This window comes from Variimorphobacter saccharofermentans (assembly GCF_014174405.1).
GTDB lineage: Bacteria > Bacillota > Clostridia > Lachnospirales > Lachnospiraceae > Mobilitalea > Mobilitalea saccharofermentans.
Genome location: NZ_JACEGA010000001.1, coordinates 951,191 through 977,513 on the forward strand (window position 1 = coordinate 951,191; position 26,323 = coordinate 977,513).

The window sequence follows — 26,323 nt, forward strand, 5'->3', positions numbered from 1 at the left end:
TTAACGTCAACTGAGAAAGGCAATGGTGAATATGAAGCTTAGTATTATAGTTCCCTTTCATAAGGGAATACATTTTTTGGAGGATTGTTTTGAAAGTATCAGAGACCAGGGGCTGACAAATTATGAAACGATACTGGTCTTAGATCATGTGGAGGAGAATGTCTCTGAATTAATTGATATGTATCAGGATATCAATATTAAGACGGTTGAGCTAAATGGAGAAATACAACGGGACCGTAATTATGGTAAGCCTAGTGTTGAGCAGCAGCTTCAAGGATTTAGTGGGGTAGCCAGTGCAAGAAACGCAGGACTGGATGCGGCTTCTGGCGAATATATTTATTTTCTGGATAGCGATGATTATATCTTAAATGGAACATTAACAATGCTGCTCAAAGAAGCGGAAGAGCAGAATGCTGACTTTACATATGGGAAAAAAGCATCAACCTGGTTCCGTAGAATGGTATATCTTGCTGCACTTGCTGAAAAGAATGAAGAAACCAGTGAAGAACAGGATCCAGGTGATCACGAGCAGTCGGATGAGCATGAACAGGTAGTTCAGGAACAGACAGTACAGGAGCAGCTGAGGCAAGAAGCATCGGAGAACAATCCCGATTCAACAGATATGGAGGCTCCGGTTAATCTTTCACGCAGGGAGAGAAAGATTCTTAAGGTACAGAATAAGCTAGTAGAAGCAACAGGAATGGATGCGGAATTATTAAAGCTAAGAGCGGAGGCGTATCATAGCTTATTAGTTACTCGTAAAGGCTTACGTAATATATCAGTACTGGGAATTTTATTCCGTAAAAGCTTTATCGATGAGAATAGGATTCGCTTCAATGATGATTATATCTTCTTTTCGGACTCAACCTTTGTGGTACAAGTATTGCAAAAGATGAACACCGCATATTATGTACAGGAAGCGGTATATGTAAAAAGAAAACATAATGACCCGATTCATTACCCGGCGTTATCCCAGTTAAAAGCGGAGGATAAATTCGAAGAGTATCTTCTCGCTTACAAGGAGTGCGTAAGCTACACCGCAGAAGGTTCTGTATTGCGAAGCTATCTGGAGAATAAGCTGATCTCATATTATGCGGGAACCTATGCTCCAAGACTTCGTAGAAGTGAGAAGGAGACTTGGCGTACCGATCGTTTTGATATGATGCGAAGTGTAATGCAGGAAGTCAATCCTGAGATAATTAAGCATCTGAAAAAATATAAGAAGCAAATAGTAAAAGCGCTGTTAAAAGGAAATGTAAAACGTGCAACCTATGTGGTAAGCAGACATCTGGGATTAAAGAAAGTAAAGAAAATAAGGAAAAATAAACGAGTATTTGCATATTATCTATATCACAAATTCTTTACAAAGATGTCCGTTAAGGAAAACTGGGTTCTCTGTGAGAGCTTTTTTGGCAAAAGCTATTCCGACAGTCCGAAGTATATATATGAATACTTAAGCAAAAACTATCCTGGTAAGTATCGTTTTATTTGGGTGGTAAACAAAAGAACGAAAATACCCTATCGTCATACCAGGGTAAAAAGGTTCAGTATACGATATTGCTATTATCTTGCACGCTGCAAATATGATGTGTTCAATGTCAGACAACCGGAATGGGTGAGAAAAAGGGAAGGAAACGTATTCCTGGAGACCTGGCATGGAACACCACTTAAGAAGCTTGTATTTGATCAAGAGGAAGTAATGGGAGCATCCCCTCTCTATAAAGCACAATTTTATAAGCAATCAAGGGTATGGGATTATCTTGTTGCGGCAAACCATTTTTCCACGGAAGCCTTTCGTAGTGCATTTTTATTCGATAAGGAAATACTGGAATACGGTTACCCGCGCAATGATATTCTTCATAGCGAGAATAGGGAGCAAATTGCTTCAGAAATTAAGAAAAAGCTTCGTATTCCGGAAAACAAGAAAACGATCTTATATGCGCCAACCTGGCGTGATGATGAATACTATGGCCGTGGAGAGTATAAATTTGCATTGAAGCTGGACTTACATTTATTAAAGAAAGAGCTGGGTAAGGATTATGTGGTACTACTCCGTACACACTACTTTATAGCGGATTCCCTGGATGTAACCGGATTAGAGGATTTTGCTTTTAATGTAAGTAAATATGATGATATTTCAGAATTATATCTGATATCGGATATGCTGATTACGGATTATTCCTCCGTATTTTTCGATTATGCTAACCTGAAAAGACCAATTTTATTCTATACATATGACCTTGATAAATACCGTGATATGTTACGAGGCTTTTATATGGATATTGAGACAGAAGTACCCGGACCTTTACTATTTACCAATGAAGAAGTCGTGGATGCAATACGTGATATTGACCATATTTCGGCTCAGTATAAGGATAAATATGATGAGTTCTATGAGAGATTCTGTAGTCTGGAGGACGGACATGCAGCAGAGAATATTGCAAAACGGGTTTTTAATTTATAATTACACATTATGATGTAAAACATGTCCAATTCGAAAGCGTATTTGTGCAATTAGTCAAATTTGTATTTTTATGCAATGAATCGACAAAATAATAGTTGCTTAATTATTCTCATTCATTATAATAAAAGAGTAATGTAAGACTTCTTTTGGTATTCATTGATAAAATATTATAAAGGATAGGTGGAAGTTGCAATGAAAAAATTAGACATGCTCTATGAGGGAAAAGCAAAAAAGGTATATAAGACGGATGTAGAAGATGTGTATATCGTTGATTATAAAGACGATGCGACAGCTTTCAATGGTCTGAAGAAAGGTACTATTCTTGGTAAAGGCGTTGTAAATAACAAAATGTCCAACCATCTTTTCCGCTTACTGGAGAAAGAAGGAGTTCCTACTCATTATGTGGAAGAGTTAAGTGATCGTGAGACAGCAGTGAAAAAGGTTGAAATTGTACCACTGGAAGTAATTGTTCGAAATGTATCCGCAGGAAGTTTTGCGAAAAAACTGGGTATGGAAGAAGGAATTAAATTAATCAGTCCTACCCTGGAATTCTCTTATAAGGATGACGCATTGGGCGATCCAATGATTAATGATTATTATGCCATTGCAATCGGTATTGCTACCAGAGAAGAAATAGATCGTATCACAGAGCTGGTATTTAAGGTGAATGAAGTATTATGCAAGTATTTTGCAGAGTGCGGAATCGAGTTAATTGACTTTAAGGTAGAGTTCGGAAGATATCATGGACAAATTATTCTTGCAGATGAAATATCTCCGGATACCTGCAGACTTTGGGATATTAATACACACGACAAGTTAGATAAGGATCGCTTCCGTAGAGATCTGGGCAATGTTGAGGATGCATATCAGGAAGTATTTAAGCGTTTAGGAATAAAATAATGGAAGTATGAGGCTGTTTAAAAGTGGTTTCATATCTCGGAATATTAAGTAAATAGGTTGACCCGGAAGAGCGGGTAAATTTATACGTTGATACCGTGATAAGAAATAAGACTTTTCAACAGCCTTTTGTTGTTGCATGAGTTGATAGATTGTGAAGATTTGATTCCCAGGTGGATAGAGAGGAAATAGGATATATGAGTATTGAATACCTTGAGAACCCCGATGAAATTCATGAAGAGTGTGGCGTATTTGGAGCCTATGACCTGGATGGAAATGATGTTGTATCTTCGATTTATTACGGCCTGTTTGCGTTACAGCATAGAGGGCAGGAGAGCTGTGGTATTGCGATCAGTGATACCAATGGCCCGAAGGGTAAAGTGAAGGTATGGAAGGGCATGGGCCTGGTAAGCGAAGTATTTTCACCCGAGAATTTGGAGACGCTGGCCGGCGGTAATATCGGTGTCGGACATGTTCGTTATTCTACAGCGGGTGGTAGTAACATTAGTAATACGCAGCCTCTAGTACTTAATTATGTGAAGGGAACCCTGGCACTTGCCCATAATGGAAACCTGGTTAACACTCCGGAATTACGAAGAGAGCTGGAATATACCGGAGCTATCTTTCAGACGACAATTGATTCTGAGGTCATCGCATATCATATTGCAAGAGAGCGTCTGAACAGCAAGACCGTTGAGGAGGCGGTATCCAGAGCCATGAAGAAAATCAGTGGTGCATATTCGCTGGTAATTATGAGTCCCAGAAAGCTAATTGGAGCAAGAGACCCCTTCGGATTTCACCCGCTTTGTATCGGCAAGAGAAATAATGCCTTTATATTAGCATCTGAAACGGCTGCTCTTCATGCAGTGGATGCGGAATTTATTCGTGATGTACTACCCGGCGAGGTAGTAATGATTGATAAGGATGGAATTCATTCGAATACGGAGCTATGTACACCGAAGATAGCAAGATGTATTTTTGAATATATTTATTTTGCCAGACCGGATACCAGCTTTGATGGTGTAAGTGTATATAATTCCAGAATTATGGCCGGTAGAATCCTGGCACAGACCCATCCTGTTGAAGCTGATATTATAGTAGGTGTACCTGATTCCGGTAATGCTGCTGCATTAGGATATTCCATGGAATCCGGAATTCCTTTTGGTATGGCCTTTGTGAAAAACAGTTATGTTGGACGTACCTTTATAAAGCCCAAGCAAGCAATGCGACAATCCAGTGTCCGTATTAAGCTCAATGTTTTGGCGGAGGTAGTTCGGGGCAAGAGGGTTGTAATGATCGATGATTCTATTGTCAGAGGAACAACCAGCGAGAAAATTGTTCGAATGCTTAAGAATGCAGGCGCTACGGAGGTACATGTAAGAATAAGCTCGCCACCGTTCTTACATCCGTGTTACTTTGGAACAGACATTCCGACAGGAGAACAACTGATTGCTCATAATCATTCAGTGGAAGAAATTCGTCAGATGATCGATGCGGATTCTTTGGGATATCTGGAAGTGGAGCGTCTAAGTGATATGATTGGCGGAGATACCGGATTTTGTGATGCCTGCTTCACCGGCAATTATCCCATTGATCCACCCAAGGAGGATATACGGGGAGAATTCGAGGCCTAATGAGAGAATCGGAGGTATGTATGGAATTTTATGCAGATGATAGTAATGTAAACGTCATTGGAAGAAGCTTAATGATGAATAATACAAGATATCTGGGATATTCCTGTTCAGCAATAGAGTTTGAATTTACTGGAACGAAAGTGGAAGCTGATATATGGACGGATTCTGATACACTGGAAACAGAATTAAAAGCATGGGTTGCAGTCTTTGTAAATGATGAGGAGCTTCCGGTGAAGCGTTTTTCCTTGGAGAAGAACGGAATCTACCTGTTATATGAGGGAGCGAAGTCTCAGACGACGAAGATACGTCTTGTAAAATATTCGGAAGCAGCGTTTGGAAAGATTGGCATAAGATCAATCAGAATAGATAGCGACCAGCCACCTCGACCCACAAAGAAGAAGAGCAGAAGGATAGAGTTTATTGGAAATTCGATTACCTGTGGCTACGGGAATGAAGGAATATGGAATGTTGATACATTCCAAACCTCACAGGAAAATCCTTGGGAGGCCTATGCGGCTTTAACCGCGAGAAAACTGGAGGCAGATTATCAATTAGTTTGCTGGAGTGGTATCGGTATTATCTCAAACTATACAGAACAAGAGGTACCAAACACGACGGAATGGCTGATGCCACAATTATATCCATATACGGACCGAGCAACGGATCAGGTGTTGGGTAACACTGAACCGGAAGTGTGGAAGAATGAGAGGTTTGATCCCGATTGTATCGTAATTAATTTGGGAACGAATGATTCCAGCTATACGAAGAACATCAATGAACGGGTAGAAGCTTTCGGTAATCGTTATTATGAATTTGTTCGGGAGGTACGGAATAAGAATCCCAGATCAAAGATCCTATGCACATTAGGAGCCATGGGTCAGGACCTGTGTGAAGCCATACGGCAGCAGGTGGAAAGAATGAATAGCGAAGGTGACGATAACGTACATTTTATGGACTTCGACGTACAACGGGAGGAAGACGGGATCGGTACGGATTGGCATCCAAGTAAGGCCACCCATAGAAAAATGGCTGTCAAACTAACGGATAAACTGAAAACAATAATGAACTGGTAGTAAAAGGATCATTTTATTGCTATAATACTTGTTATAAAACAGGAATACATTGCCTGATCGAATAAGATAGGAACCGTCATAAACGGAGAAACGGAGGAAAAAATGAGTTATGATAAGTATGTGAGTCCCCTATCCGAACGTTATGCTAGTAAAGAAATGCAATATATTTTCTCACCGGATATGAAATTTAAGACCTGGAGAAAGTTATGGGTAGCATTAGCGGAAGCGGAGAGAGAGCTTGGACTTAATATAACCGAGGAACAGATCGCTGAATTAAAAGCGCACATGGACGATATTAATTATGAGGTTGCGAAAGAAAGAGAAGCACTCGTTCGCCATGACGTAATGTCCCATGTCTATGCTTACGGAGAGCAATGTCCGAAAGCAAAGGGGATTATCCATCTGGGTGCTACCTCCTGCTATGTTGGAGACAATACGGATGTAATTGTAATGACAGAGGCACTGAAGCTGGTTAGAAAAAAGCTGCTCAATGTAATGGCAGAGCTTTCTAAATTCGCAATGGAGTATCGCTCCCAGCCTACCCTTGCATTTACTCATTTCCAGCCTGCACAGCCCACTACTGTAGGAAAAAGAGCATCCCTATGGCTTATGGAGTTAAAGCTGGATTATGATGATATAAATTATCTGATTGACAGTTGTATGCTGTTGGGATCAAAAGGAACAACGGGTACCCAGGCAAGCTTTTTAGAACTCTTTGACGGGGATCATGATAAGATCAAAAAGCTAGATCAGAAAATTGCAGAGAAAATGGGCTTCCGTGGCTGTTATCCTGTATCCGGACAGACCTATTCCAGAAAGGTTGATACAAGAGTATTGAATGTCCTGGCGGGTATTGCTGCCAGTGCTCATAAATTTTCCAATGATATTCGTCTATTACAGCATCTAAAAGAAATTGAAGAGCCCTTTGAGAAAAACCAAATCGGTTCTTCCGCCATGGCATATAAACGAAACCCAATGAGAAGTGAACGTATCGCTTCCTTAGCAAACTATGTAATGGTGGATGCCCTAAATCCTGCTATTACCTCAGCTACCCAGTGGTTTGAAAGAACCCTGGATGATTCTGCAAACAAGAGAATTAGTATTCCGGAAGCATTCCTTGCGGTGGACGGTATTCTCGATTTGTATCTGAATGTAGTGGATGGGTTAGTAGTATATCCGAAGGTTATTGAGAAGCGTTTGATGCAAGAACTTCCTTTTATGGCTACTGAAAATATTATGATGGATGCTGTGAAAGCCGGAGGAGACAGACAGGAGCTTCATGAGAAAATACGTACTCTTTCCATGCAGGCAGGCAGAAATGTTAAGGAATTTGGGTTGGAGAATAATCTGCTTGAACTCATTGCAGCAGACCCGGCCTTCAACATGAGTCTGGAGGATTTAAAGGCTTCCATGGATCCTGCAAAGTATACGGGAAGAGCCAAAGAACAGACAGAAGAATTTATTCGTGATGTGATACAGCCTATTTTAGATGAAAATAAGGAGTTGCTAGGGTTAAAAGCAGATATCAAGGTGTGATGCTAGATCATAAAGTACCACAATCAAACCCATAGTTTCAATATAGTAATAAAGAATATATATTGCCGGTGCATCGGATATGAAATCACATAGCAGATACACCGGCATATTTTTTGCTCATTATGATGTGATGCCCTATAAAAATGGTTATTTGGGTTCAAAGATAAGCGAAAGAGTATTAATCATTGACTTTACATCCTACATGCTCGATGGCATTACGAATACTACAATCATCTGCAGGATCGTTGTAGTGGACTTCAACAGTGCTTCGGCCAAGATCAATATTTACCTTCTGTACACCATCGATCTCTTCCAGAACATTCTTTACCTGTGTTTTCACCGGATTATTAATTAATCCGCTTACATTATAATGTACCTGATTCATTCGATGCTACCCTCCTTAATAAATGTTATTCTTAGTCTTTGATGAATTAAGAAAAATTAGTCATAGCAGGTAGCAATAATGAATTTTTAATGATTATTTATGATGGTACATTAACAGGAGCTCCAATTATGATCCCGTCTTCAAAATAGTCCCCTTATTACAGTGGTAGATCCCGTCTCTGAAAGGTAAACAGCGCAACTGCGTAGGATAGAATTCCGATGATACCCATAACAAAGAAGGATAAACCGAAGCCTTCACCGGAAGTGATTTTCTCCGGATTATACAGAGTAAATAGGGAGAAGTACCTTAAGAAATCAGTCGCTTCACCTACATCCGATATCATCTGAAACAGTAGAAAAGCTACCGGAAGTCCTGCACCCACCGCAAGTGAGTTCTTCGTATCGTTAAAAAAGCAGGAAGCAAAAAATCCGATGCCGGTTATCGCATAATACAGGAGTAATGCCCCGGCATTTAATATTACAAAGCCCTTTACATCTAATTCTCCTGGGAAGTTTATATTGCATACAATAATTCCTACTACAGTAATGATACCAATTAAAAGCGTAGTGCTGACAAGTAGATAAGTTGCCTGAGTTCCGGCAATTTTCATTCTGGCATTGGGAGTGGATAATAAATATGCCATGGACCCTTTATCTACAAGGGAGGCTATACTGCGGTTTGCAATAATAATGGTATATATCATGGGAAGCAGCAATATTAGAAACCCATAAAAATACGTAGCAATAAAACCTAACAGAGTACCCCCTGTTTCAGTAAAGCCCATAGCGGAAATCAGCTCTTTCGGAAACATTTCCAGAACTTCGTTTAAGCTGTCCTGGGATGCAGGATCATACATACTAATTATAATCGGAAGATACATCATGGAAACAGCTAATATAATTAGAAACACTATGTAGTTTTGCTTTAAGGTTGCCTTAAATAATGGTTTGCTTAACATCTTCATTCTCCTCCTTTTCACACCTTGGACTTACTGGAGTTACCATAGTATTGCATGAATACGTCTTCCAGAGTACTGTTTTCAACTGATAAATCAAGAATGGTGTATTTTCCAAGCTCCTGTACTAAGGATGAGACATTACCCAATACGGAGACCTTTACGATGGATCCATTCACAGAGATGCTTTCAAAATGGTTTTTCTCCGCAAAGGCAGCAGCGGAAGAAGGGGAGTCAAAGGTAATCAGATAGGTCCTGCGACGTTTTTCCTTCAGATTATGTATATCTTCCGTAGCAACCAATTCACCCTGTCGTATGATGCCGATGCGGTCACAGGTTCGTTCAATTTCCTCAAAGCTGTGGGAAGACATTAGAATAGTTTTCCCTTTTGCTTTTTCTTCAAGAATAAGATCCGCAAATATTTTCTGCATTAAGGGATCCAGACCACTAGTGGGTTCATCCAATATCAGTACTTTGGGATTGTGCATGAAGGCGCAGATGATTCCGAGCTTTTGCTTCATTCCCTTTGACATCTTACGAATCCGGCCTTTCGCATCAAGCTCGAAGCGATCTATTAACTGGTCACGGTAGGAGAGATCAATCTTACCACGCATTTCTCCCATGAATTTGAGAAAATCCGCTCCATTCATCCCGTCAAAAAAAGCAATTTCTGCAGGTAAATATCCTAAATCCTTCATAATGTCCGCTGTATTGGTGCGACATTCTTTGCCAAGAATCGAAGCATATCCTTTGTCCGGTGTCAAAAAACCCATCAGATGTCGGATTGTTGTCGTTTTCCCGGCACCGTTCGGACCAAGATAACCGAATACTTCTCCTTCGTTCACGGTAAAGGTTAAGTCAAAAACTCCTTTATGGTTTCCGTAGTCCTTTGTTAATCCGTTGATTTCAATAATGGACATTTTTACTCCCCTTTCATATATAATTATATTTATTATGCCCTGCCGAATGTATTGAGAAAGGCAGAGCCTTTCATATCAGTGGTGTTTCATGAAGATTTGATAGTACCGCACTTATTTCAAATACTCTTCTTTATAAAAGGTGTTGCGAAATAATGTCATGTAGGCTTTGTATAAATCGACTGCTTCTTGAAAAATCAAAGAGAGTTGATTGTCAGATGACTTCTGTTTGTACTTGAGAGCGGCCTGATTGGCACACCCTTCAGAACACCAGGTTATTAATTGAATCACCATCATTGGATTAATTCCTTCTTTGAATTTTGAATAATCAATTCCCTGGAAGAAAGCCATAGCACGCTCATGCGTGTATCTTGTGTTGAACTTCTCTATTTCGCTCTTTACGCAGGGTGCTGTTTCAAATACTGATTTTTTCATGAAATCAGACATATGCGGGTAGTCTATAGAACACTTCATCTTAAGTTGCTGAATGGCTTCTATACGCTCAAAAAAATCAGTGTAAATCATATAGGATGGGCAACCATCCGGTCCGGGACTGTCAACGATTTTTTCAAGTGTATTACCGCAGTATTCATACAAATACAGATAAAAATTCTTCTTCGATTCAAAGTAGTAGAATAAGCTGCCTTTTGATATACCGGCTTCTTTTGTAATAGCATCAACTGAGGATTTCGTATATCCGTATTCACTAAATATCTTAAGGCCAGCGTTTATAATCGCTAATCTCTTTGCTTCATCAAGATTTTCAAAGACATCGTAAGACATATTTAGCACCTCTCATTCTTATCTAAGCTCTGTGTTGACCACTTTGGTCAACTTTATAGTAACACAATTGACCAAAGTGGTCAACAGCTTAATGAAATTCTAATCTTTAAGAAGAATTGACAATTTTCAATTATGGTATTATTATTAAATAAACTTTTAAAAGTATATTTAATAAGTGGAGGTATATGATATGAAAATAGATGAATGTTCTCACTTTGATCAGGTTCGGGCTCAGAACAGAAAAACAATAAGGAATTTAATGAGGCATTTTGCTTCGATTGGTAAAAGTGAACTTGCACGTATTTCCAGATTAAGCTTTCCCACTGTATCAGCAGTACTGAATGAATTACTAGATTCCAATGAAGTTATTATACTTCCGGAAGCAACTTCCCGAGGCGGGCGTCCGGGAGCAGAATATGCACTAAATCCTTTATATCATGTTGCAATCTGCGGATATCTGGAAGAAGAAACCCTTCATCTGCGTATCTGTGATACCTTAGGTAATACTTTAAGCGAGAAAATCATTGTAATAACGGAAGACATAAAACCAGAAGAATTATTAGAGCTATTTCAGGAAATACGGAAGGAATATCCTTCTTTATCAGTGATATCCTTAGGTGTTCCAGGTGTAGTTGATAAAGGAGTTATCTGCTCGCTTTCCTGCTTTACGAATATTAACGGCTTCCCAATAAAAGAGTATCTTGAGGATAACTTGGGACTACCGGTATTTATGGAAAATGACACCAACGTATTTACCTCGGCGGAGCGTGATATGTGGCCTGACTTGGTTCATTTATTCTTGAATCATGATTGTATCGGTTGTGGTATCCTTTTAAATGGTTCATTGATTAGGGGTGCGAACGGATTTGCTGGAGAGCTGGAGCACTTATTAGTGGGAGATGGGACAGCTGATCGAAACTTGGGGACTATACTGAAAGATATTGCGGTAAGAGATACGAAGAAGAAGGATCATATCATTCAATTGTCTAAAATAATTAATACCTTTATATGTACGATCAACCCTCCCCATATTGCAATATCCGGATTCGAGATAAGTGAAGAGGATTTGGATATTATCCTTTCCGTCTTAAAAGCAGGGATGGAAGAACGTTATTTGCCACAACTACACATTGTTGACGAGGTAGATGAACTCTATTTTACAGGATTAACAGAGATTGTTTTGGATTATTGGAAATCGATATAGCTTAAAATTCTATACAAACAATAAACTTACACAGAAATGGAGGCAATTATTTGGATTTGCTTTATCACCCAATTATATTGTATGCCAATATAAAACATGGTAAAATTAAATACAAATATCTGTTCATAACAAATATTAATGTCAAAGCCCAGTATAGAAAGGTTGCTAAATGAAATTACTTTTAATCACAAAGAGTAAGAATAGACCAGTGGATGACCCATGGAGTTGGCTTAAAGGAGTGATCATAAATTCACAGGTAATTGAATTTAAAGGTAATATATTTGTATGGTTATATGAGCTTTATCCATTACTTGCGGACAAAATATATGAATATGAGGAAGACGTGGAATTAATTCTTGAAATGTATCAGCGCTTTCGGATGACAGTCCCCAAGGTGTATTATGAAGATCAATTTAGGTCTCCTCAGAAAGAGAATGAGAAGAAAGATATTGAGAAGAAAGATCATGAAAAGAAAGAAAATGGAGAAGAAAAAAGTATAGACAGTCTGTACGAGAAATATATTAAGCAGACACCTGATATTCCCTTATCAAATCTTAACAATCATACGGACTACACCACACATAATGACTTTAATGGGTATGATGACCATGGCGACCATAGTCTGGATATACATGGTGATTATGGAAGGGATTATGATGATCATATGGATAGCAGTAAATTTATTCATGGAGATTATATAGGGTGGAATAATAGACATGATGATGGTTACCAGGACTATGATGATCAATCACACGTCGATGAAACGCATAGCGATAGCTATAATGAGTATGATGATCACCAGCATAGAGATTATTTCTACACTGATTATAATGAACATACAGATATCAATAAATAGGATTAGTTGAAAGAAGAAATTAAATGGCGAAATATTATAATTATATAAACATGCTAGTCATGCCGACTGATATTTGTAATATGAATTGTATTTACTGCTTTCATAACGAATTTCATGAAAAACAAGGGAAGATGACAGAGGAAACACTAAAGAAATTATACAGCATAACCCTTCCGCAATATAGACAGGTTAACATAATCTGGCATGGTGGAGAACCTTTGGTTATGGGATTGGATTTCTTTAAGAATGCAATTTCCATGCAAAAAGAATACCCAGATTGTAAGGTGGAAAATCGTTTGCAGACTAATTTAACACTAATGAATCAGGACTATTCTGAATTCTTTGCTAAAGAGAAGGTGGGTATCGGAAGTTCATTTGACGGATTATGTAATGATAGCTTAAGAGGAAATACGGATCAAATATTAAATGGAAGAGAAGTATTATTGCAGAATGGGAATTCATGTGGCTTTATCATGGTAGTATCCAGGAAGAATATTAACATGTTAGTGGAGGATTACCGTTATTTTAACGCACATAATATTAGCTATACGATAAATCTTTATGTTGATGCACTTGAAGATAAGAAAGAGGAGCTTTCACTGGATCCGTTTCATACGGTAGAGAGAATCAAACAGCTTTTTCATATCTGGATAGAAGATCCAAGCTGTAACATACATATTGATTATTTTGAGCGGTTTCTGAAATATATTCTATATAAGGAAAAGCGTTTGTGTAAATACACCTCCTGTCTTGGAAAATGGGTCGGTATCCGGTATAACGGAGATATTGTTCCTTGTAATAGATATTTCCCTGCGGAATATGGATACGGGAATGTCCATGATTTTCAAGATATCGGGGAAGCATTTGAAAGCGAGGGCTTCAAAAGACTGTTATCTGAGGCTATTTGCCGCCGAGAAAAATGTAAAGGTTGTGCAGCATTTGAGTTATGCTCAGGAGGATGCAATAACGAAGCGCTCAATGAAAAAGGTATTACGGAGAATGACGGAAACGGTTGTTTCATTTTCAGAGAAATTTATCTTTATATAAAAAAATACATGGAAGCCATTATTCAGGAGCGGAGCGTTTTAGATAGGATAAAAAACCCTCAGGTCCAAAATTTACTCAATCGCAAACGCAACCAATGTATGAATTAAGGAGAACATTTCATTTCTGCAGATATAAATACGCAACCTTTCTTTATATTATTAAAAATATAACAAAAATAACAAATCAACCATAAGGAATCCCTTTCTTTTTGTAGTGATTTTCGCTAGACACATAATTCCGCTACAAAGGGAAAGAGGCTTCCTTATGTTTTGGGCATTTTTATATAAATATTTATTACATTACCAAAAGAGTATTTGTCCTTTGGATAAAAGAAACACAAGTACTCTTTATTATTGCATCCATAGAATAATATTGCTATAATAAATCTATATATTATACCATGGCTACATAAGGAGAAATTATATGAATGTCAATCTGGAATATTATCGAATTTTTTATCATGTAGCGAAAGCGGGGAGCTTTACTCAGGCAGGAGAAGAGTTGTGTATATCTCAGCCTGCTGTCAGTCAGGCAATCAAATTGCTTGAGTCAAGTCTTGGAAGTAAGCTCTTCATCCGGGTTCCCAAGGGAGTAAGGCTTACTCCTGAGGGTGAGGTGCTCTTTTCCTATATTCAAAGAGGATATGAGTACATATTACTAGGTGAAGCTAAATTTCAGAAAATGTTGGATTTAGAAAACGGAGAAATTCGAATCGGTGCCAGTGATATGACACTTCAATATTTCCTGTTGCCTTACTTAGAAAAGTTCCATCAAAGGTTTCCCAAAATTAAAGTTACAGTAACCAATGCACCGACTCCTGATACGTTAGAATATCTATATGAGGAGAAGATTGATTTTGGAATTGTAAGTGAACCCTTTGAAGCAAAGCCAGATATCGAGGTTGTTAAAGTAAAAGAAATTCAGGACACCTTTGTTGCAGGAAGCAGGTTTGATTATCTGAAGGACAGAGTGCTTAGCTTCAAGGAGTTGGAGGAATTGCCAATTATATGCCTGGAACATAATACAAGCTCCAGAAAATTCATAGATGAGTTCCTCGAAGACAATGATGTGGTAATGAAGCCGGAATTTGAATTAGCCATGAGTGATATTATTGTAAAGTTTGCATCTAGAAATCTTGGTATTGGTTGTGTGGTAAGGGACTTCGCATTAGAAGCACTAAATACGGGCAAGCTTTTTGAACTGAGATTTGAACAAGAGCTTCCCAGACGACATTTTTGCATTATTACGGGGAACAACAACCCGATATCTAAGGCGGCAAAGGAGCTACTTCGAATCATTCATTCCAAAGATTTGAACTAAATAGAAAGGAATAGATAAATGCAGCAGACGATTAAAATAAAATATTTGAATGACCAACTTGAAAGACTGGAGTATATTGAGAACAAGTCCGACTGGATTGATTTGCGGGCGGCGGAAACTGTAACAATGAAAGCAGGAGAGTTCAAGCTGATTCCATTGGGAGTAGCAATGCAGCTTCCTAAGGGATATGAAGCTCATATTGTTCCAAGGAGCAGTACTTTTAAGAACTTCGGAATCCTACAGACCAATTCAACTGGTATCGTAGATGAATCCTACTGTGGCGATAATGATCAATGGTATTTTCCGGCGTTAGCAATGAGAGATACTCAGATTAATCTAAATGACCGTATCTGTCAGTTCCGCATTGTGGAACACCAGCCCACGATTAAATTTCATGAGGTAGATACGCTAGGGAATGAAGATAGAGGAGGCATCGGTAGTACTGGTGTACAGTAATTATTTTGATAATAACGAAACCGTAATCATTAAATTATAAATTAAAACAGGATATTTGGAGGAGAGATAAATGGAAATAAGGAAGGCATACCTTAGCGAGATCGAGGAACTGGCTGCAATTCGAACGGAGTTTATTAACAGTCTCATAAGCTCGGAGATGACAATATCCGAAGAGTTTGAGACAAATGCAAATGCGTATATGAGAAAGCATATGGCAGATGATTCGATGGTATCCTGGGTAGCAGTAGAGGACGGAAAAATAGTTTCAACCGCTATGGTATGCTACTATGAACTCCTGCCGATTATGTTGAATCAGTCAGGAAAATACGGATACATATACAACGTATATACTCTTCCTGAATATCGAAAAAGAGGATTGGCCAGCCAATTGCTTAATAAAATAAAAGAAGAGGCGAAGGAACGGCAAATTGGTCAGCTTCAATTACGTGCAACGGAAATGGGAAAACTCCTTTATGAAAAATTAGGATTTGAATTACTTAACAGAGAGATGGCATATATTGTAATATAGAAAAAGAGGTAAACATGGCAGGTTTATTTACTCACATGGTCATAGCAAGGGAAATAATAAAGGTTCTTCCGGAAGAGACAATCAAGGATCAAGGATTATTTTATTTAGGAAATTTAGCACCGGATGCAATTCATGTCAGGGAAGGATATATCAGAGCATTTAAAAAGCATACACATTTACGGGATGATATATCAGATCCCGAGTTTGCGCAGGAAGATAATCTTGAGTTATTCCATAAAAGAGTGGCGGATTTTATCATACAGAATCGAGAACGAAAGGACGGCTTACTGGATCTTTATCGGGGTTATGTGGTTCATCTCCTTGCAGATGAATTATTTAACTGTACCATTCGTAAGGAATTCTGCGTTATTATGGAAGAACAGGGAATTGGACAGATGAATACCACGTTCTTTGAACGAATTATTACCGATATGAATCGGAACGATTTTTTATTAGCAGATCGCTATGAGGGAAGGGATGAGATCCGATACCAGCTGGAACAGGCTCCCATCCATCCAATTACCGATTATCTAAGTGAGCATGAAATGCGAGTAAGCAGGGATTGGATTATTAACCGCCATTTTGTAGAGAAGACAGAGGTGATTTTACCGGTATATATCAGTTATGAAAGAACTATGGCCTACATTCATATGGCGGTGGATAATATTATCACAAGGTTATCCGAGGGAGGAAGCTTACCATCAATGTTTTAACGAAGCTTATGTAAGGCTTCTAATCTAAAATCATCTCATTAGGCAGGGGACGGAAGCCGTATTTTTCGTATAGAGGTCTACCCATTGGAGATGCCTCCAAGGAGATCTTTACAATATTACGGCTTTTTGCTTCCTGAACCAAGCGGTCCAGCACCTGATATGCAATACCTTTCCTGCGATGCTCAGGTCTTGTATACATATTTTCTTAGTAGCTTAAGTTCCCTTCAAGGAACATTATGTCAACTTCTTCTCCATAGTGTAGTAGCATAGAACTCTATGATTTTCCACTTCATACTTTAAATATTCGACAGGGTAATAACCGCGCCTTAGATAATAATCATAAGAGGGTAAGGAGGCTTCCAGAAACGAGGTCGGATATTCCTTTGACACGGTTGCTTCAAGGAAATTCATCATCTCGTATCCGTAGCCTTTTCCCTGGTATTCCGGTAGCACATACAATCGACCTATGGTTCTTCCGTCAATACTACCTGTAGCCACTATTTGGTCGTTATCCTCAATAACATATACCATATTCTGTTCAATATCCGCTCTGATCTTTTCTTCATTATGATAATCCACAAAGAACTTTACCACTTCAGTAGGATAGTAATTCGGATAAATCCCTTCAATGGTTCGATGTACAATGTCACATATGACAGGTGCATCACATCGCTCTGCAAGTAGAATCTTCATAAAATCCCCCCTAATGCTTATACTTGTCATACTATTCTGTAGCAAATTCATTTTCTTATATTACTACTCGTGTTAAGCTATCTATTCTGGCAACACTTATGTTACTAAATAATTTTACAATTATACCATAAAATAAGAGTCTGACAAGTACTATTTTCCAAGAAATAAAGCAAATCTTTATAATGCGAATTGAAATAAATTCCAGCGGTTTTCTGACTGTACACCAACTACGTATACTGGACTTTTTTTGTCCCCTATGTTACGATAAGCAAGCAAAAATAAAACAGGACAACATTTTATATAGAGAGGTTCGAAGTAATGAATTTATTAACAGTAGAGGATATGAGCAAAAGCTATACGGAACGAATGCTCTTTGATCAGGTAAGCTTCGGCATCAATGAGGGAGAGAAAATCGGCTTAATCGGTATTAATGGTACTGGAAAATCTACTTTATTGAAAATAATCGCCGGGCTTGAGGAACCGGATTCGGGTACTGTTACTAAGGGAAAGAAGATACGTATCGGATATCTAGCACAGACTCCGGAATTCGATGAGAAGCTATCCATACTTCAAAATGTAGTTCTAAACCAGAAGGCAGAGGAAGAATATCGCAATCTGGAGGGAGAAGCAAAAGCTATGCTGTTAAAAATGGGGATAACCGATTCCTCCGCTTCTCCGGGCATCCTATCCGGTGGACAGAAGAAACGTGTTGCCTTAGTCAGAACACTATTAACTCCGGCAGAAATTCTGGTATTGGACGAGCCCACCAATCATTTGGATAATGAGATGGCACAATGGCTTGAGGACTATCTGATTAAGTATCGAGGGGCCTTTCTTATGGTAACCCATGACCGGTATTTTCTCGATAAGGTTACCAATAAGATATTAGAGTTGGATAAAGGTAAAATCTACAGCTATACTGCCAACTATACAAAGTTCTTAGAACTAAAAGCGGAGCGGGAAGATATGCTACTCGCATCGGAGCGCAAGGCAAAGAGCTTATTTCGCATGGAGCTTGAATGGATGCAGAGAGGTGCCAGAGCCCGTTCCACCAAGCAGAAGGCACATATTCAGCGCTTTGAGGAGTTGAGAGACCGGAAGGTGATTGAGACCGATGGTAAGGTGGAAATTAATGCGTTATCAGCCCGGATGGGTAAGAAGACGATTGAATTAAGCAATATCTCGAAAGGCTTTGGAGACAGAGTATTAATAAAGGACTTTACTTACATTTTGTTGCCTGGAGACCGAATTGGTATTATAGGACCCAATGGCTGTGGTAAGTCAACCTTATTAAATATTCTCACCGGAATACTGCCGCCGGATGAAGGAACTGTAGAGATGGGAACCACAATTCAGCTGGGGTATTTCTCACAGGAAAATGAATATATGGACGAAAGCCTCAAGGTAATTGATTATATTAAAGATACCGCAGAGTACATCCAAACCTCAGAGGGAACTGCAACGGCATCTCAGATGTGTGAGAGATTCCTGTTCAACGGCCCCATGCAGTATACCCGGATTGCTAAACTGTCCGGTGGCGAGAAGCGTAGATTGTATTTGCTTAAGGTGTTGATGGAAGCGCCCAATATTCTTGTTCTGGATGAACCAACCAATGATTTGGATATCCAAACCTTAACGATTCTGGAGGATTACCTGGAGACATTTCCCGGGATTGTGGTTACGGTATCCCATGACCGCTACTTTCTTGACAAGATGGCAACACGTATTTTTTCCTTTGAGCGGGGGACAATCCAGCAATATGAGGGTAATTATTCCGATTATTATGAAGCGAAGAACCTTCGTAATGCAGCTGCTTCAACTGAAAATGACTCGTCCGCCAGTGAAGTAACGGAATCAAAAGCTGCAAGTATCGCTACCTGGAAGCAGAAGAGCTCAAAGCCGAAATTCACTTATCAGGAGCAGAGAGAGTTCGAAACGATTGATCAAGACATTGCAGAGCTGGAAGATAAAATTAAGGAGACAGATTTGGATATCGCAAAAGCAGCTACAGACTATTCGAAGCTAAATGAGCTAATGGCTCATAAAGAAGCCTTGGAGAAGGCTCTTGAGGAGAAAATGGAGCGCTGGGTTTACCTAAATGATCTTGCCGAGCAAATCGAAGCGGCAAAGAATGAAAGATAAAATAAATAAGTAAGGGCATTTCTGGGAGTGTTACTACCGCGTATATGAAGTACGCTTGTAGCTGTTAATCCCAGGAATGCCCTTTTACTTTGTACATTCGATAAATCTTATGGTACGGGTTTGTACAGGGAGTAAAAATCAGCTTCTACATCATCCATACGGTGAGCATACCATGTCTTTGTATCATCCAGAGCTTTGTTATAAATATACTTACCTAACGTATCCATAAAGAAGTCAAAAACACTTTCGGTAGCGATAATTCCAAGTGATTCGTCTCGCTCTGTCTCAAAATAGTATCTGATTTCCTCAAGAATTTGATCTTTTTCCTCTTTACTGAATTTCAAATCAATTGTATTCATATAAGATCCTCCTAGGTAGGTTTATGCTGATCTCTCAAATTGGGAATTATAGAGGTTCGCGTAGAAGCCGCCCTTCGCCAGCAGCTCTTCGTGGTTACCCTGTTCTACAATATCACCTTCATTCATTACTAGTATTAAATCTGCGTCACGGATGGTGGACAGTCGATGAGCGATTATAAAGCTGGTTCTTCCCTTCATCAAGGAGTCCATCGCTTTCTGTATCAGAATTTCTGTTCTGGTATCAACGGAGCTGGTTGCTTCGTCGAGAATCAATATCTTAGGGTCTGCTAAGATGGCACGGGCAATGGTTAACAGCTGCTTTTGCCCCTGGGATACATTTGTTGATTCTTCGTTGAGTACCATGTTATAGCTATCAGGGAGCGTCTTGATAAAGTGATGAACATGAGCCGCTTTAGCAGCATTGATAACCTCTTCGTCCGTTGCATCTAATTTACTATAGCGAATGTTATCCATGATGGTTCCATTGAAAAGCCAGGTATCCTGAAGAACCATACCGAATAGCTTTCGAAGATCACTTCGGTTAAAATCCTGAATATTATGACCATCTATGAGAATTTCACCACTGTTAATATCATAAAAACGCATTAGGAGCTTAACCATAGTGGTTTTACCTGCACCGGTCGGACCAACAATGGCAATTTTCTGTCCTTCCTCTATTTTGGCGCTGAAGTTCTTAATAATTATTTTATCCTCACGATATCCAAAATGTACATTTTTAAACTCAACGTTACCCTTAAGTCCTTCAATGGATACCGGATTTTCTACTGTCTGAACTTCTTCCTCTTCCTCTAAGAATTCAAAAATACGTTCTGCTGCTGCAGCGGTACTTTGAAACATGTTCGCAACCTGAGACAGCTGTGTGATTGGTTGTGTGAAGTTGCGGATATATTGGAAGAATGACTGTATATTACCGATTGTAATGCTGCCCTTAATGGCAAGATAACCACCCAGTATAGCGACTCCAACATAACCGAGATTTCCGACAAACGTCATGATAGGCATCATTAAACCGGATAAAAACTGTGATTTCCATGCAGATTCATACAGCTTCTCATTCTTTTCATTAAACTCATTGATTGAGTCAGCCTCCTTGTTGAAGACCTTTACAATGGAATGACCGCCATATACTTCTTCTACCTGTCCGTTTACATGGCCCAGATACTCCTGTTGCTGCTTGAAGTATTTTTGTGATTTCTTTACAATCAAGCTTACAATCAATGCGGATGTGGGAAGCATTAATAGGGCAAGTAGTGTCATTGGAACACTGATTAATAGCATTGCAATGAATACACCGATAATGCTAACAATGGAGGTAACCAATTGATTTAGACTTTGGTTCATACTCATACCCAGTGTATCAATATCATTGGTAACTCTCGAGAGTACTTCACCATGGGAAGTAGTATCAAAGTAATTCATTGGCATTCTGTGTATTTTTTTCGATAATTCATCACGTAACCGGTAGGTCACTTTCTGTGATATTCCGGTCATGATAATACCCTGTATAAAGGAGAAGAGGGAGCTGGCTGCATATAAGCCGACCAGGAGTAATATGATTTTGCCAAGGGCATTGAAATTAATCCCATCGCCTCCGTTTATTTTACTCATAAGTCCATTTGCAATTTCGGTAACAGCATCACCTGAGATGGTCGGACCGATTACTGAGAATATGGTACTTCCGGCGGAGAAAATCAACATGATTAAAAAGCCGAATTTGTATCTTCCAAGCTTCTTTATAAGCTTTTTCATGCTTCCCTTAAAATCCTTCGCCTTTTCACCGGGCATCATACCGGGATGACCTCCACCGCCCATTGTTCGTTTTCTGTTGTCTGGCTTCCTATTTTCCTGCTTGATTTCTTCCTTACTCATAAGCCAACTCCTCCTTTGACAATTGGGAAGCTGCAATCTGTTGATATACTTCACAATTCTTTAAAAGCTCTTTATGGGTTCCTTTGCCAACGATGCGCCCGTCATTCAATACAAGAATCTGCTCAGCATTCATAATGGTACTGATTCTTTGAGCGACGATAATTACGGTACTATCCGATAGTTCGCTCTTCAGGGTTTTACGAAGAGCCGCATCGGTCTTATAATCTAATGCAGAAAAGCTGTCATCAAAAATATAGATTTCCGGATTTCTGGCAATCGCTCTTGCAATGGATAGACGTTGCTTCTGTCCACCGGATACATTGGTGCCGCCTTCTGAAATAGATGCCTCGTATCCCTCCGGTTTCGTATTAATAAATTCCTCTGCCTGTGCAATCCTTGCCGCTTTTTTCATAAATTCATCAGCAATATCGGGATTACCAAACTTGATGTTGGACTCAATGGTTCCACTAAAAAGTACACCCTTTTGAGGAACAAAGCCAAGCTTTTCGCGCAACTTATGTTGCTTTATTTTTGTGATATCGGTTCCGTCTATTAATATTGTACCCTGGGTTGCATCATAAAACCGAGGGATCAGATTAATCAGAGTTGATTTTCCACTTCCGGTGCTACCAATAATAGCAGTAGTCTGCCCGGGCTTTGCGATAAAGCTGATGTTGGACAGTACATCCTCCTCCGCATTCGGGTAACGGAAAGAAACATCACGAAATTCCAAAACTCCTTTTATCTTATCGTTAAGGGCTGCTTCCTCTACCGGATCCTGTATGGATATCTTTGTTGATAAAAGCTCATCCACACGGGCAGCAGATACAGAAGCTCTGGGAAGCATAATGGATAATAGGGAAAGCATTAAAAATGAAATAATAATTTGCATAGCATAGGATATAAATGCAATCATATCACCAAGCTGCATTGTTCCTACATCGATTTTATCAGCACCAACCCAGATGATTAATACTACAATCAGGTTCATAATGAGCATAATTGCGGGCATCATAATGGTCATAGTGCGGTTAACAAATAGATTATTTTTAGTCAGATCGGTATTGGCTTTATCAAACCGCTTTTCCTCATGCTCTACCGTACTGAAGGCGCGGATTACCGGAAGTCCGGTCAAAATTTCTCTTGTAACCAGGTTGATACGGTCAGTCAGTTTGGGTATTAATTTAAATTTTGGCATCGCTATCACCATTAATAAACCAATTAACAGAAATAGAGCGCCTACGCCAAGTATTAAAATCCATGACATGGAGGTATTCGTATTGAGAACCTTTATGATACCGCCAATTGCCAGAATGGGGGAGTATACAACAATACGGATTAACATAACCAGCATATTCTGAATATTCTGGATGTCATTGGTGCTGCGGGTGATCAGGGAAGCGGTAGAGAATTGATCCATCTCTTTGTGCGAGAAGGACAAAACCTTCTGAAAGACATCTTTTCGCAGATCTCTTCCCATTTTAGCAGCTATTCTGGAGCTGAGCAAGGATACCAGGATTGTGGCAAGCATTCCTAAGAAGGCCAGCCCGATCATTTTTGCACCCACAGTAAGAATGTATTCGGTCTGCATCTTATGAACATTAACCCCGATCGCATCATACTCGGCCTTTACATAGGCGATAGCGGATTGTTCTATAATCATATCCGGCATTTTGGATAACTGCTCCCGGATACCAGCAATCATTTGTGTTCTGCTTTCTTCCGGTAGCATAGGAAGTATATCAAAAATAGTTGTTCCCTCCTGAATCATTCCGGGTGGAAAAGAGTCATAGATTTTTGACTGCATTTGAACGGAGGATTCTTCCTCACTTTCGAAAAAGAGTAAGAGGGTAGAGGGGAAGATCAGATTGTCGGAAAGCAATTCCTTATCTTTACCATCCCATTTATATAATTCTTCAGAACTTATTAACGGATACTTCTTCTCATACTCGGTCAGCTCTTTTTGGCTGAGGTCGGAAGTGTTAATTAATGTATAATGAGGAAGTATAGCTTGCTTTTCATCCTCGGTCATTAGTAAGGTCATTCTATCCAGCTCTGTTTTACGTATTACGGCGGGAACACCGCTGTCAATTCCGCTTTTAACAATACCTACATTTACGATATCTGACGTATATGAGGGTAGAGCTAAATCAGTATAAGCCTGTATTACAAGTAAGACAATAACGATAAGCAGTGCTATACTCGATTTTTTTAAAAACTTAATTAGCTTTAACATGTCAGATTCCTTTCTTGTTCTTGTTACTTTTCATGTATTTCTATAGAAGTCTAAGACTTGCTATCAGAATTACGAAGGTTCGATTTCATTTTTTCTAATAAGTGGTTAAAGGTTTGCAGCTCTTCATCACTGAAGCCGGTAAACAATTGTTCAAACATGGATATCAGAAATCGCTCTGCATGTTCCGCAAAATGCTTCCCTTCCGGTGTAAGATAGACACGCATGACCCGCTTATCTGTTGAATCGGGGACCCGATACACATAATGGTTGGCTTCCAGCTTATTCAGCATTCCCGTAATTGTTGCAGCGGTAACATGGGTTTTCTCTGACAGATCTTTTTGTGTAATTCCTTCGTGATGTTTGATCAGGGATAACAACTTAGGCTGCCCTGGGTAGAAATTCATATTATTCATCTTTTGATAGGATTTTTGATGTATTGTTTTATAAACCTGTGACAGAGATTCAATGAGCTGCTTTACACTCGGCTCCATTCTTTCATACCTCCTTTCTGACTCATTTCATACTAATACTTAGGTGCCTAATTAAATCGTATTATAACATATCAAACAATGTAGTCAATATAAAAGAGGGTGAAAAATTGATGTAAATTATTAAATTATCATAAAGTATAACCATTTGTAATCAATGTTTACCATATATGTTAAATCTTTATTATTACTTTTATTCGATAAAAGAAGGCTGTTTATATTTCAGGGGTTATGACTTACCTCACATACAGACAGAAGGATACATTGCTGATTTCACATGTCTCAGGCGGACATATAAGTTCGCCTTATCCATATATAATCAGCAATGTGTTCTTCTGGCAGTGCATTATGGTAAGTCATAACCCCTGAATTATGAAAAAGCATCATAACATATACCGACTAGATATTATTTTAATTCTTCAAGAATCACCTCAAGCAGGGCGTCATTGCGCTCCGGTGTCATAAAGCAAAAACGAATAAATTTATTGTTTAAGAATGGGAAGGTGGAGCAATCCCGGATCATATATCCCTTACGTATAGCGGCCTCAAAGATATCCATCGAGGTGACCTCATCCTTCAGAATTTTGATTAGGATGAAGTTTGCAGTAGGTGTATAGTAACGGAGATTATGAGAAGCACTTAATCGTTCGCAGACGCGATCACGCTCTTTGGCAATCAGGCTACGGGTTTCCTTGATATAATCCTCATCCTTGAACATGATCTCACCGGCAATGGCAGCCAGACTGTTAATTGTCCATGGATTTTTCCTCTGATTCATTTCCTTAAGCAGGTCTGCATTTCCACAGATGGCATACCCTAGCCGTAGACCGGGAGCAGCGAAGAATTTTGAAATTCCGCGAAGGATTATAATGTTGTTATAGTAACTGGTAAGTGGAGCTGATGTAATCTTCTGAACATCCTCCGTGAATTCCACATAGGTTTCATCCACCATCACAAAGATACCCTTTTGCTTACATATATCAAGAATCTTACGCATATCATTTCGGGCGATTGCAGTGGAGGTAGGATTATTCGGATTACAGATAACGAGAAGATCCACGTCCTGAGTCAGCTCCTTCTCAAGGGAGGTGATATTCAAGGCAAAATCATTCTCTTCCTCTAATCTATAATAGAGGGTACTGCCTCTTCCGAGAGAAACCTCTCTCTCATATTCGGAGTAGGTTGGTCCGATGATCAGTGCTTTTTTAGGATTTTTAATCTGAATAAAAAGAGAGATTAATTCAGTAGAGCCGTTTCCAACCAATACACTATCTACATCAGTATGAACATACTCTGCAATACACTTTCTGAGTGAGGTATAATCCCTGTCAGGATAACTCATAATGGCATCAATTCGTTCAGATAAAGTCAAGCGTAGCTTCGGAGAGATGCCTAGAGGATTGACATTGGCAGAAAAGCTGATGATATCCTCCTTCTTAATCTTGTATATCTTCTCAATGGTTTCTAAATCGCTTCCATGAAAATGATCGGAATGTTTTATCATTGTACTACCCCTTTCGATACAGTACAGCCTGGCAGAATTTCCGACAAGGATGGGACAAGCATATCCATAGTCGGTATAATTGCCTATTTATATATATACTGGATTTTTTTTGTTGATTGAATTATAATTATTATAGCTTATTTTTATCAAAATGCAATCATTCATATACCAAAGAGTGTTCGAGGGTTTAGGTATTGCCATATTATGTGATTACAGATGCAAACTGCGTTGAAATAATTTAC

The 26,323-nt window shown here is 39.1% G+C and carries 24 protein-coding genes; 13 read left to right on the forward strand and 11 right to left on the reverse strand.

The genetic code is table 11. The features are described 5' to 3' along the window. The first annotated feature begins 22 nt into the window (after window positions 1-22). The 5 genes from H0486_RS04240 (at window position 23) to purB (ending at window position 7,604) form a co-directional block, all read left to right on the forward strand. Window positions 23-2,464 carry a bifunctional glycosyltransferase/CDP-glycerol:glycerophosphate glycerophosphotransferase gene (locus H0486_RS04240; protein ID WP_228351805.1) on the forward strand — a complete coding sequence of 814 codons (2,442 nt, stop codon included), beginning with the start codon at window positions 23-25 and terminating at the stop codon, window positions 2,462-2,464. Window positions 2,465-2,656: 192 nt separating this feature from the next. Further along, window positions 2,657-3,364, forward strand: coding sequence for a phosphoribosylaminoimidazolesuccinocarboxamide synthase (purC, locus tag H0486_RS04245; RefSeq protein WP_228351806.1), 708 nt, complete (start codon window positions 2,657-2,659; stop codon window positions 3,362-3,364). Between the two features lie 194 nt (window positions 3,365-3,558). Then, window positions 3,559-4,995: an amidophosphoribosyltransferase gene (purF, locus tag H0486_RS04250; protein WP_228351807.1), complete on the forward strand. Its 1,437-nt coding sequence runs from the start codon at window positions 3,559-3,561 to the stop codon at window positions 4,993-4,995. Between the two features lie 20 nt (window positions 4,996-5,015). Continuing rightward, a complete protein-coding gene (locus H0486_RS04255; RefSeq protein ID WP_228351808.1) occupies window positions 5,016-6,068 on the forward strand; it encodes an SGNH/GDSL hydrolase family protein in 1,053 nt (350 codons plus the stop codon). 102 nt (window positions 6,069-6,170) lie between these two features. Continuing rightward, complete coding sequence (gene purB, locus H0486_RS04260; protein ID WP_228351809.1) at window positions 6,171-7,604, forward strand: adenylosuccinate lyase; 1,434 nt, start codon at window positions 6,171-6,173, stop codon at window positions 7,602-7,604. Between the two features lie 178 nt (window positions 7,605-7,782). Here purB and H0486_RS04265 read toward each other — a convergent pair whose 3' ends face one another. From H0486_RS04265 to H0486_RS04280, 4 genes are all read right to left on the reverse strand, one after another. Beyond that, window positions 7,783-7,989 (reverse strand): heavy-metal-associated domain-containing protein, encoded by a 207-nt coding sequence (locus H0486_RS04265; RefSeq protein WP_228351810.1) that lies wholly within the window; start codon window positions 7,987-7,989, stop codon window positions 7,783-7,785. Between the two features lie 157 nt (window positions 7,990-8,146). Then, window positions 8,147-8,947, reverse strand: coding sequence for an ABC transporter permease subunit (locus tag H0486_RS04270; RefSeq protein ID WP_228351811.1), 801 nt, complete (start codon window positions 8,945-8,947; stop codon window positions 8,147-8,149). Between the two features lie 17 nt (window positions 8,948-8,964). Then, window positions 8,965-9,864: an ABC transporter ATP-binding protein gene (locus H0486_RS04275; protein WP_228351812.1), complete on the reverse strand. Its 900-nt coding sequence runs from the start codon at window positions 9,862-9,864 to the stop codon at window positions 8,965-8,967. A 111-nt stretch (window positions 9,865-9,975) separates the two neighbouring features. After that, window positions 9,976-10,644: a TetR/AcrR family transcriptional regulator gene (locus tag H0486_RS04280; protein WP_228351813.1), complete on the reverse strand. Its 669-nt coding sequence runs from the start codon at window positions 10,642-10,644 to the stop codon at window positions 9,976-9,978. 190 nt (window positions 10,645-10,834) lie between these two features. Between H0486_RS04280 and H0486_RS04285 the strand changes: the two genes are divergently transcribed. The 7 genes from H0486_RS04285 (at window position 10,835) to H0486_RS04315 (ending at window position 16,769) form a co-directional block, all read left to right on the forward strand. Beyond that, on the forward strand, window positions 10,835-11,848 hold the full coding sequence (locus H0486_RS04285) for an ROK family protein (RefSeq protein ID WP_228351814.1): 1,014 nt from the start codon (window positions 10,835-10,837) through the stop codon (window positions 11,846-11,848). A gap of 169 nt (window positions 11,849-12,017) precedes the next feature. Next, window positions 12,018-12,704 carry a hypothetical protein gene (locus H0486_RS04290; RefSeq protein ID WP_228351815.1) on the forward strand — a complete coding sequence of 229 codons (687 nt, stop codon included), beginning with the start codon at window positions 12,018-12,020 and terminating at the stop codon, window positions 12,702-12,704. 23 nt (window positions 12,705-12,727) lie between these two features. Then, a complete protein-coding gene (locus H0486_RS04295) occupies window positions 12,728-13,858 on the forward strand; it encodes a radical SAM/SPASM domain-containing protein (RefSeq protein WP_228351816.1) in 1,131 nt (376 codons plus the stop codon). A gap of 316 nt (window positions 13,859-14,174) precedes the next feature. Next, window positions 14,175-15,071: a LysR family transcriptional regulator gene (locus H0486_RS04300; protein ID WP_228351817.1), complete on the forward strand. Its 897-nt coding sequence runs from the start codon at window positions 14,175-14,177 to the stop codon at window positions 15,069-15,071. A gap of 18 nt (window positions 15,072-15,089) precedes the next feature. After that, window positions 15,090-15,527: a dUTP diphosphatase gene (locus H0486_RS04305; protein ID WP_228351818.1), complete on the forward strand. Its 438-nt coding sequence runs from the start codon at window positions 15,090-15,092 to the stop codon at window positions 15,525-15,527. Between the two features lie 70 nt (window positions 15,528-15,597). Beyond that, the gene (locus H0486_RS04310) at window positions 15,598-16,056 is read left to right on the forward strand and encodes a GNAT family N-acetyltransferase (protein ID WP_228351819.1); all 459 of its coding nucleotides are present in this window, start codon (window positions 15,598-15,600) and stop codon (window positions 16,054-16,056) included. Between the two features lie 14 nt (window positions 16,057-16,070). Continuing rightward, entirely contained in the window at window positions 16,071-16,769 is a 699-nt protein-coding gene (locus H0486_RS04315) for a zinc dependent phospholipase C family protein (RefSeq protein WP_228351820.1), read from the forward strand. A gap of 19 nt (window positions 16,770-16,788) precedes the next feature. Here H0486_RS04315 and H0486_RS04320 read toward each other — a convergent pair whose 3' ends face one another. Both H0486_RS04320 and H0486_RS04325 read right to left on the reverse strand, forming a co-directional pair. Next, on the reverse strand, window positions 16,789-16,968 hold the full coding sequence (locus tag H0486_RS04320; protein WP_323163530.1) for a GNAT family N-acetyltransferase: 180 nt from the start codon (window positions 16,966-16,968) through the stop codon (window positions 16,789-16,791). A 35-nt stretch (window positions 16,969-17,003) separates the two neighbouring features. Beyond that, window positions 17,004-17,462, reverse strand: coding sequence for a GNAT family N-acetyltransferase (locus H0486_RS04325; RefSeq protein WP_228351821.1), 459 nt, complete (start codon window positions 17,460-17,462; stop codon window positions 17,004-17,006). Window positions 17,463-17,780: 318 nt separating this feature from the next. On the opposite strand from H0486_RS04325, the gene H0486_RS04330 reads away from it, so the two are divergent. After that, window positions 17,781-19,604, forward strand: coding sequence for an ABC-F family ATP-binding cassette domain-containing protein (locus H0486_RS04330; RefSeq protein ID WP_228351822.1), 1,824 nt, complete (start codon window positions 17,781-17,783; stop codon window positions 19,602-19,604). A 107-nt stretch (window positions 19,605-19,711) separates the two neighbouring features. On the opposite strand, the gene H0486_RS04335 is transcribed toward H0486_RS04330, so the two are convergent. The 5 genes from H0486_RS04335 to H0486_RS04355 all read right to left on the reverse strand — a co-directional run bounded on the left by H0486_RS04335 (window position 19,712) and on the right by H0486_RS04355 (window position 26,081). Beyond that, entirely contained in the window at window positions 19,712-19,963 is a 252-nt protein-coding gene (locus H0486_RS04335) for a DUF2164 domain-containing protein (protein ID WP_228351823.1), read from the reverse strand. 21 nt (window positions 19,964-19,984) lie between these two features. After that, window positions 19,985-21,796 carry an ABC transporter ATP-binding protein gene (locus H0486_RS04340; protein ID WP_228354362.1) on the reverse strand — a complete coding sequence of 604 codons (1,812 nt, stop codon included), beginning with the start codon at window positions 21,794-21,796 and terminating at the stop codon, window positions 19,985-19,987. Between the two features lie 49 nt (window positions 21,797-21,845). Further along, a complete protein-coding gene (locus H0486_RS04345) occupies window positions 21,846-24,089 on the reverse strand; it encodes an ABC transporter ATP-binding protein (protein WP_228351824.1) in 2,244 nt (747 codons plus the stop codon). Window positions 24,090-24,139: 50 nt separating this feature from the next. Continuing rightward, the gene (locus H0486_RS04350; RefSeq protein WP_228351825.1) at window positions 24,140-24,580 is read right to left on the reverse strand and encodes a MarR family winged helix-turn-helix transcriptional regulator; all 441 of its coding nucleotides are present in this window, start codon (window positions 24,578-24,580) and stop codon (window positions 24,140-24,142) included. A 403-nt stretch (window positions 24,581-24,983) separates the two neighbouring features. Beyond that, window positions 24,984-26,081 carry a pyridoxal phosphate-dependent aminotransferase gene (locus H0486_RS04355; protein WP_228351826.1) on the reverse strand — a complete coding sequence of 366 codons (1,098 nt, stop codon included), beginning with the start codon at window positions 26,079-26,081 and terminating at the stop codon, window positions 24,984-24,986. Window positions 26,082-26,323: the final 242 nt, after the last annotated feature.

Bases quoted from the DNA above. Each gene is read 5' to 3' on its own strand.
- H0486_RS04345 (WP_228351824.1), bottom strand. From the start codon at position 24,089: ATGTTAAAGCTAATTAAGTTTTTAAAAAAATCGAGTATAGCACTGCTT.
- H0486_RS04285 (WP_228351814.1), top strand. From the start codon at position 10,835: ATGAAAATAGATGAATGTTCTCACTTTGATCAGGTTCGGGCTCAGAAC.
- H0486_RS04295 (WP_228351816.1), top strand. From the start codon at position 12,728: ATGGCGAAATATTATAATTATATAAACATGCTAGTCATGCCGACTGAT.
- H0486_RS04335 (WP_228351823.1), bottom strand. From the start codon at position 19,963: ATGAATACAATTGATTTGAAATTCAGTAAAGAGGAAAAAGATCAAATT.
- H0486_RS04265 (WP_228351810.1), bottom strand. From the start codon at position 7,989: ATGAATCAGGTACATTATAATGTAAGCGGATTAATTAATAATCCGGTG.
- purC (WP_228351806.1), top strand. From the start codon at position 2,657: ATGAAAAAATTAGACATGCTCTATGAGGGAAAAGCAAAAAAGGTATAT.
- H0486_RS04355 (WP_228351826.1), bottom strand. From the start codon at position 26,081: ATGATAAAACATTCCGATCATTTTCATGGAAGCGATTTAGAAACCATT.
- H0486_RS04280 (WP_228351813.1), bottom strand. From the start codon at position 10,644: ATGTCTTACGATGTCTTTGAAAATCTTGATGAAGCAAAGAGATTAGCG.
- H0486_RS04240 (WP_228351805.1), top strand. From the start codon at position 23: ATGGTGAATATGAAGCTTAGTATTATAGTTCCCTTTCATAAGGGAATA.
- purF (WP_228351807.1), top strand. From the start codon at position 3,559: ATGAGTATTGAATACCTTGAGAACCCCGATGAAATTCATGAAGAGTGT.
- H0486_RS04290 (WP_228351815.1), top strand. From the start codon at position 12,018: ATGAAATTACTTTTAATCACAAAGAGTAAGAATAGACCAGTGGATGAC.
- H0486_RS04255 (WP_228351808.1), top strand. From the start codon at position 5,016: ATGGAATTTTATGCAGATGATAGTAATGTAAACGTCATTGGAAGAAGC.
- H0486_RS04275 (WP_228351812.1), bottom strand. From the start codon at position 9,864: ATGTCCATTATTGAAATCAACGGATTAACAAAGGACTACGGAAACCAT.
- H0486_RS04315 (WP_228351820.1), top strand. From the start codon at position 16,071: ATGGCAGGTTTATTTACTCACATGGTCATAGCAAGGGAAATAATAAAG.
- H0486_RS04350 (WP_228351825.1), bottom strand. From the start codon at position 24,580: ATGGAGCCGAGTGTAAAGCAGCTCATTGAATCTCTGTCACAGGTTTAT.
- H0486_RS04325 (WP_228351821.1), bottom strand. From the start codon at position 17,462: ATGAAGATTCTACTTGCAGAGCGATGTGATGCACCTGTCATATGTGAC.
- H0486_RS04330 (WP_228351822.1), top strand. From the start codon at position 17,781: ATGAATTTATTAACAGTAGAGGATATGAGCAAAAGCTATACGGAACGA.
- H0486_RS04270 (WP_228351811.1), bottom strand. From the start codon at position 8,947: ATGTTAAGCAAACCATTATTTAAGGCAACCTTAAAGCAAAACTACATA.
- H0486_RS04300 (WP_228351817.1), top strand. From the start codon at position 14,175: ATGAATGTCAATCTGGAATATTATCGAATTTTTTATCATGTAGCGAAA.
- H0486_RS04305 (WP_228351818.1), top strand. From the start codon at position 15,090: ATGCAGCAGACGATTAAAATAAAATATTTGAATGACCAACTTGAAAGA.
- H0486_RS04310 (WP_228351819.1), top strand. From the start codon at position 15,598: ATGGAAATAAGGAAGGCATACCTTAGCGAGATCGAGGAACTGGCTGCA.
- H0486_RS04320 (WP_323163530.1), bottom strand. From the start codon at position 16,968: ATGTATACAAGACCTGAGCATCGCAGGAAAGGTATTGCATATCAGGTG.
- purB (WP_228351809.1), top strand. From the start codon at position 6,171: ATGAGTTATGATAAGTATGTGAGTCCCCTATCCGAACGTTATGCTAGT.
- H0486_RS04340 (WP_228354362.1), bottom strand. From the start codon at position 21,796: ATGGGCGGTGGAGGTCATCCCGGTATGATGCCCGGTGAAAAGGCGAAG.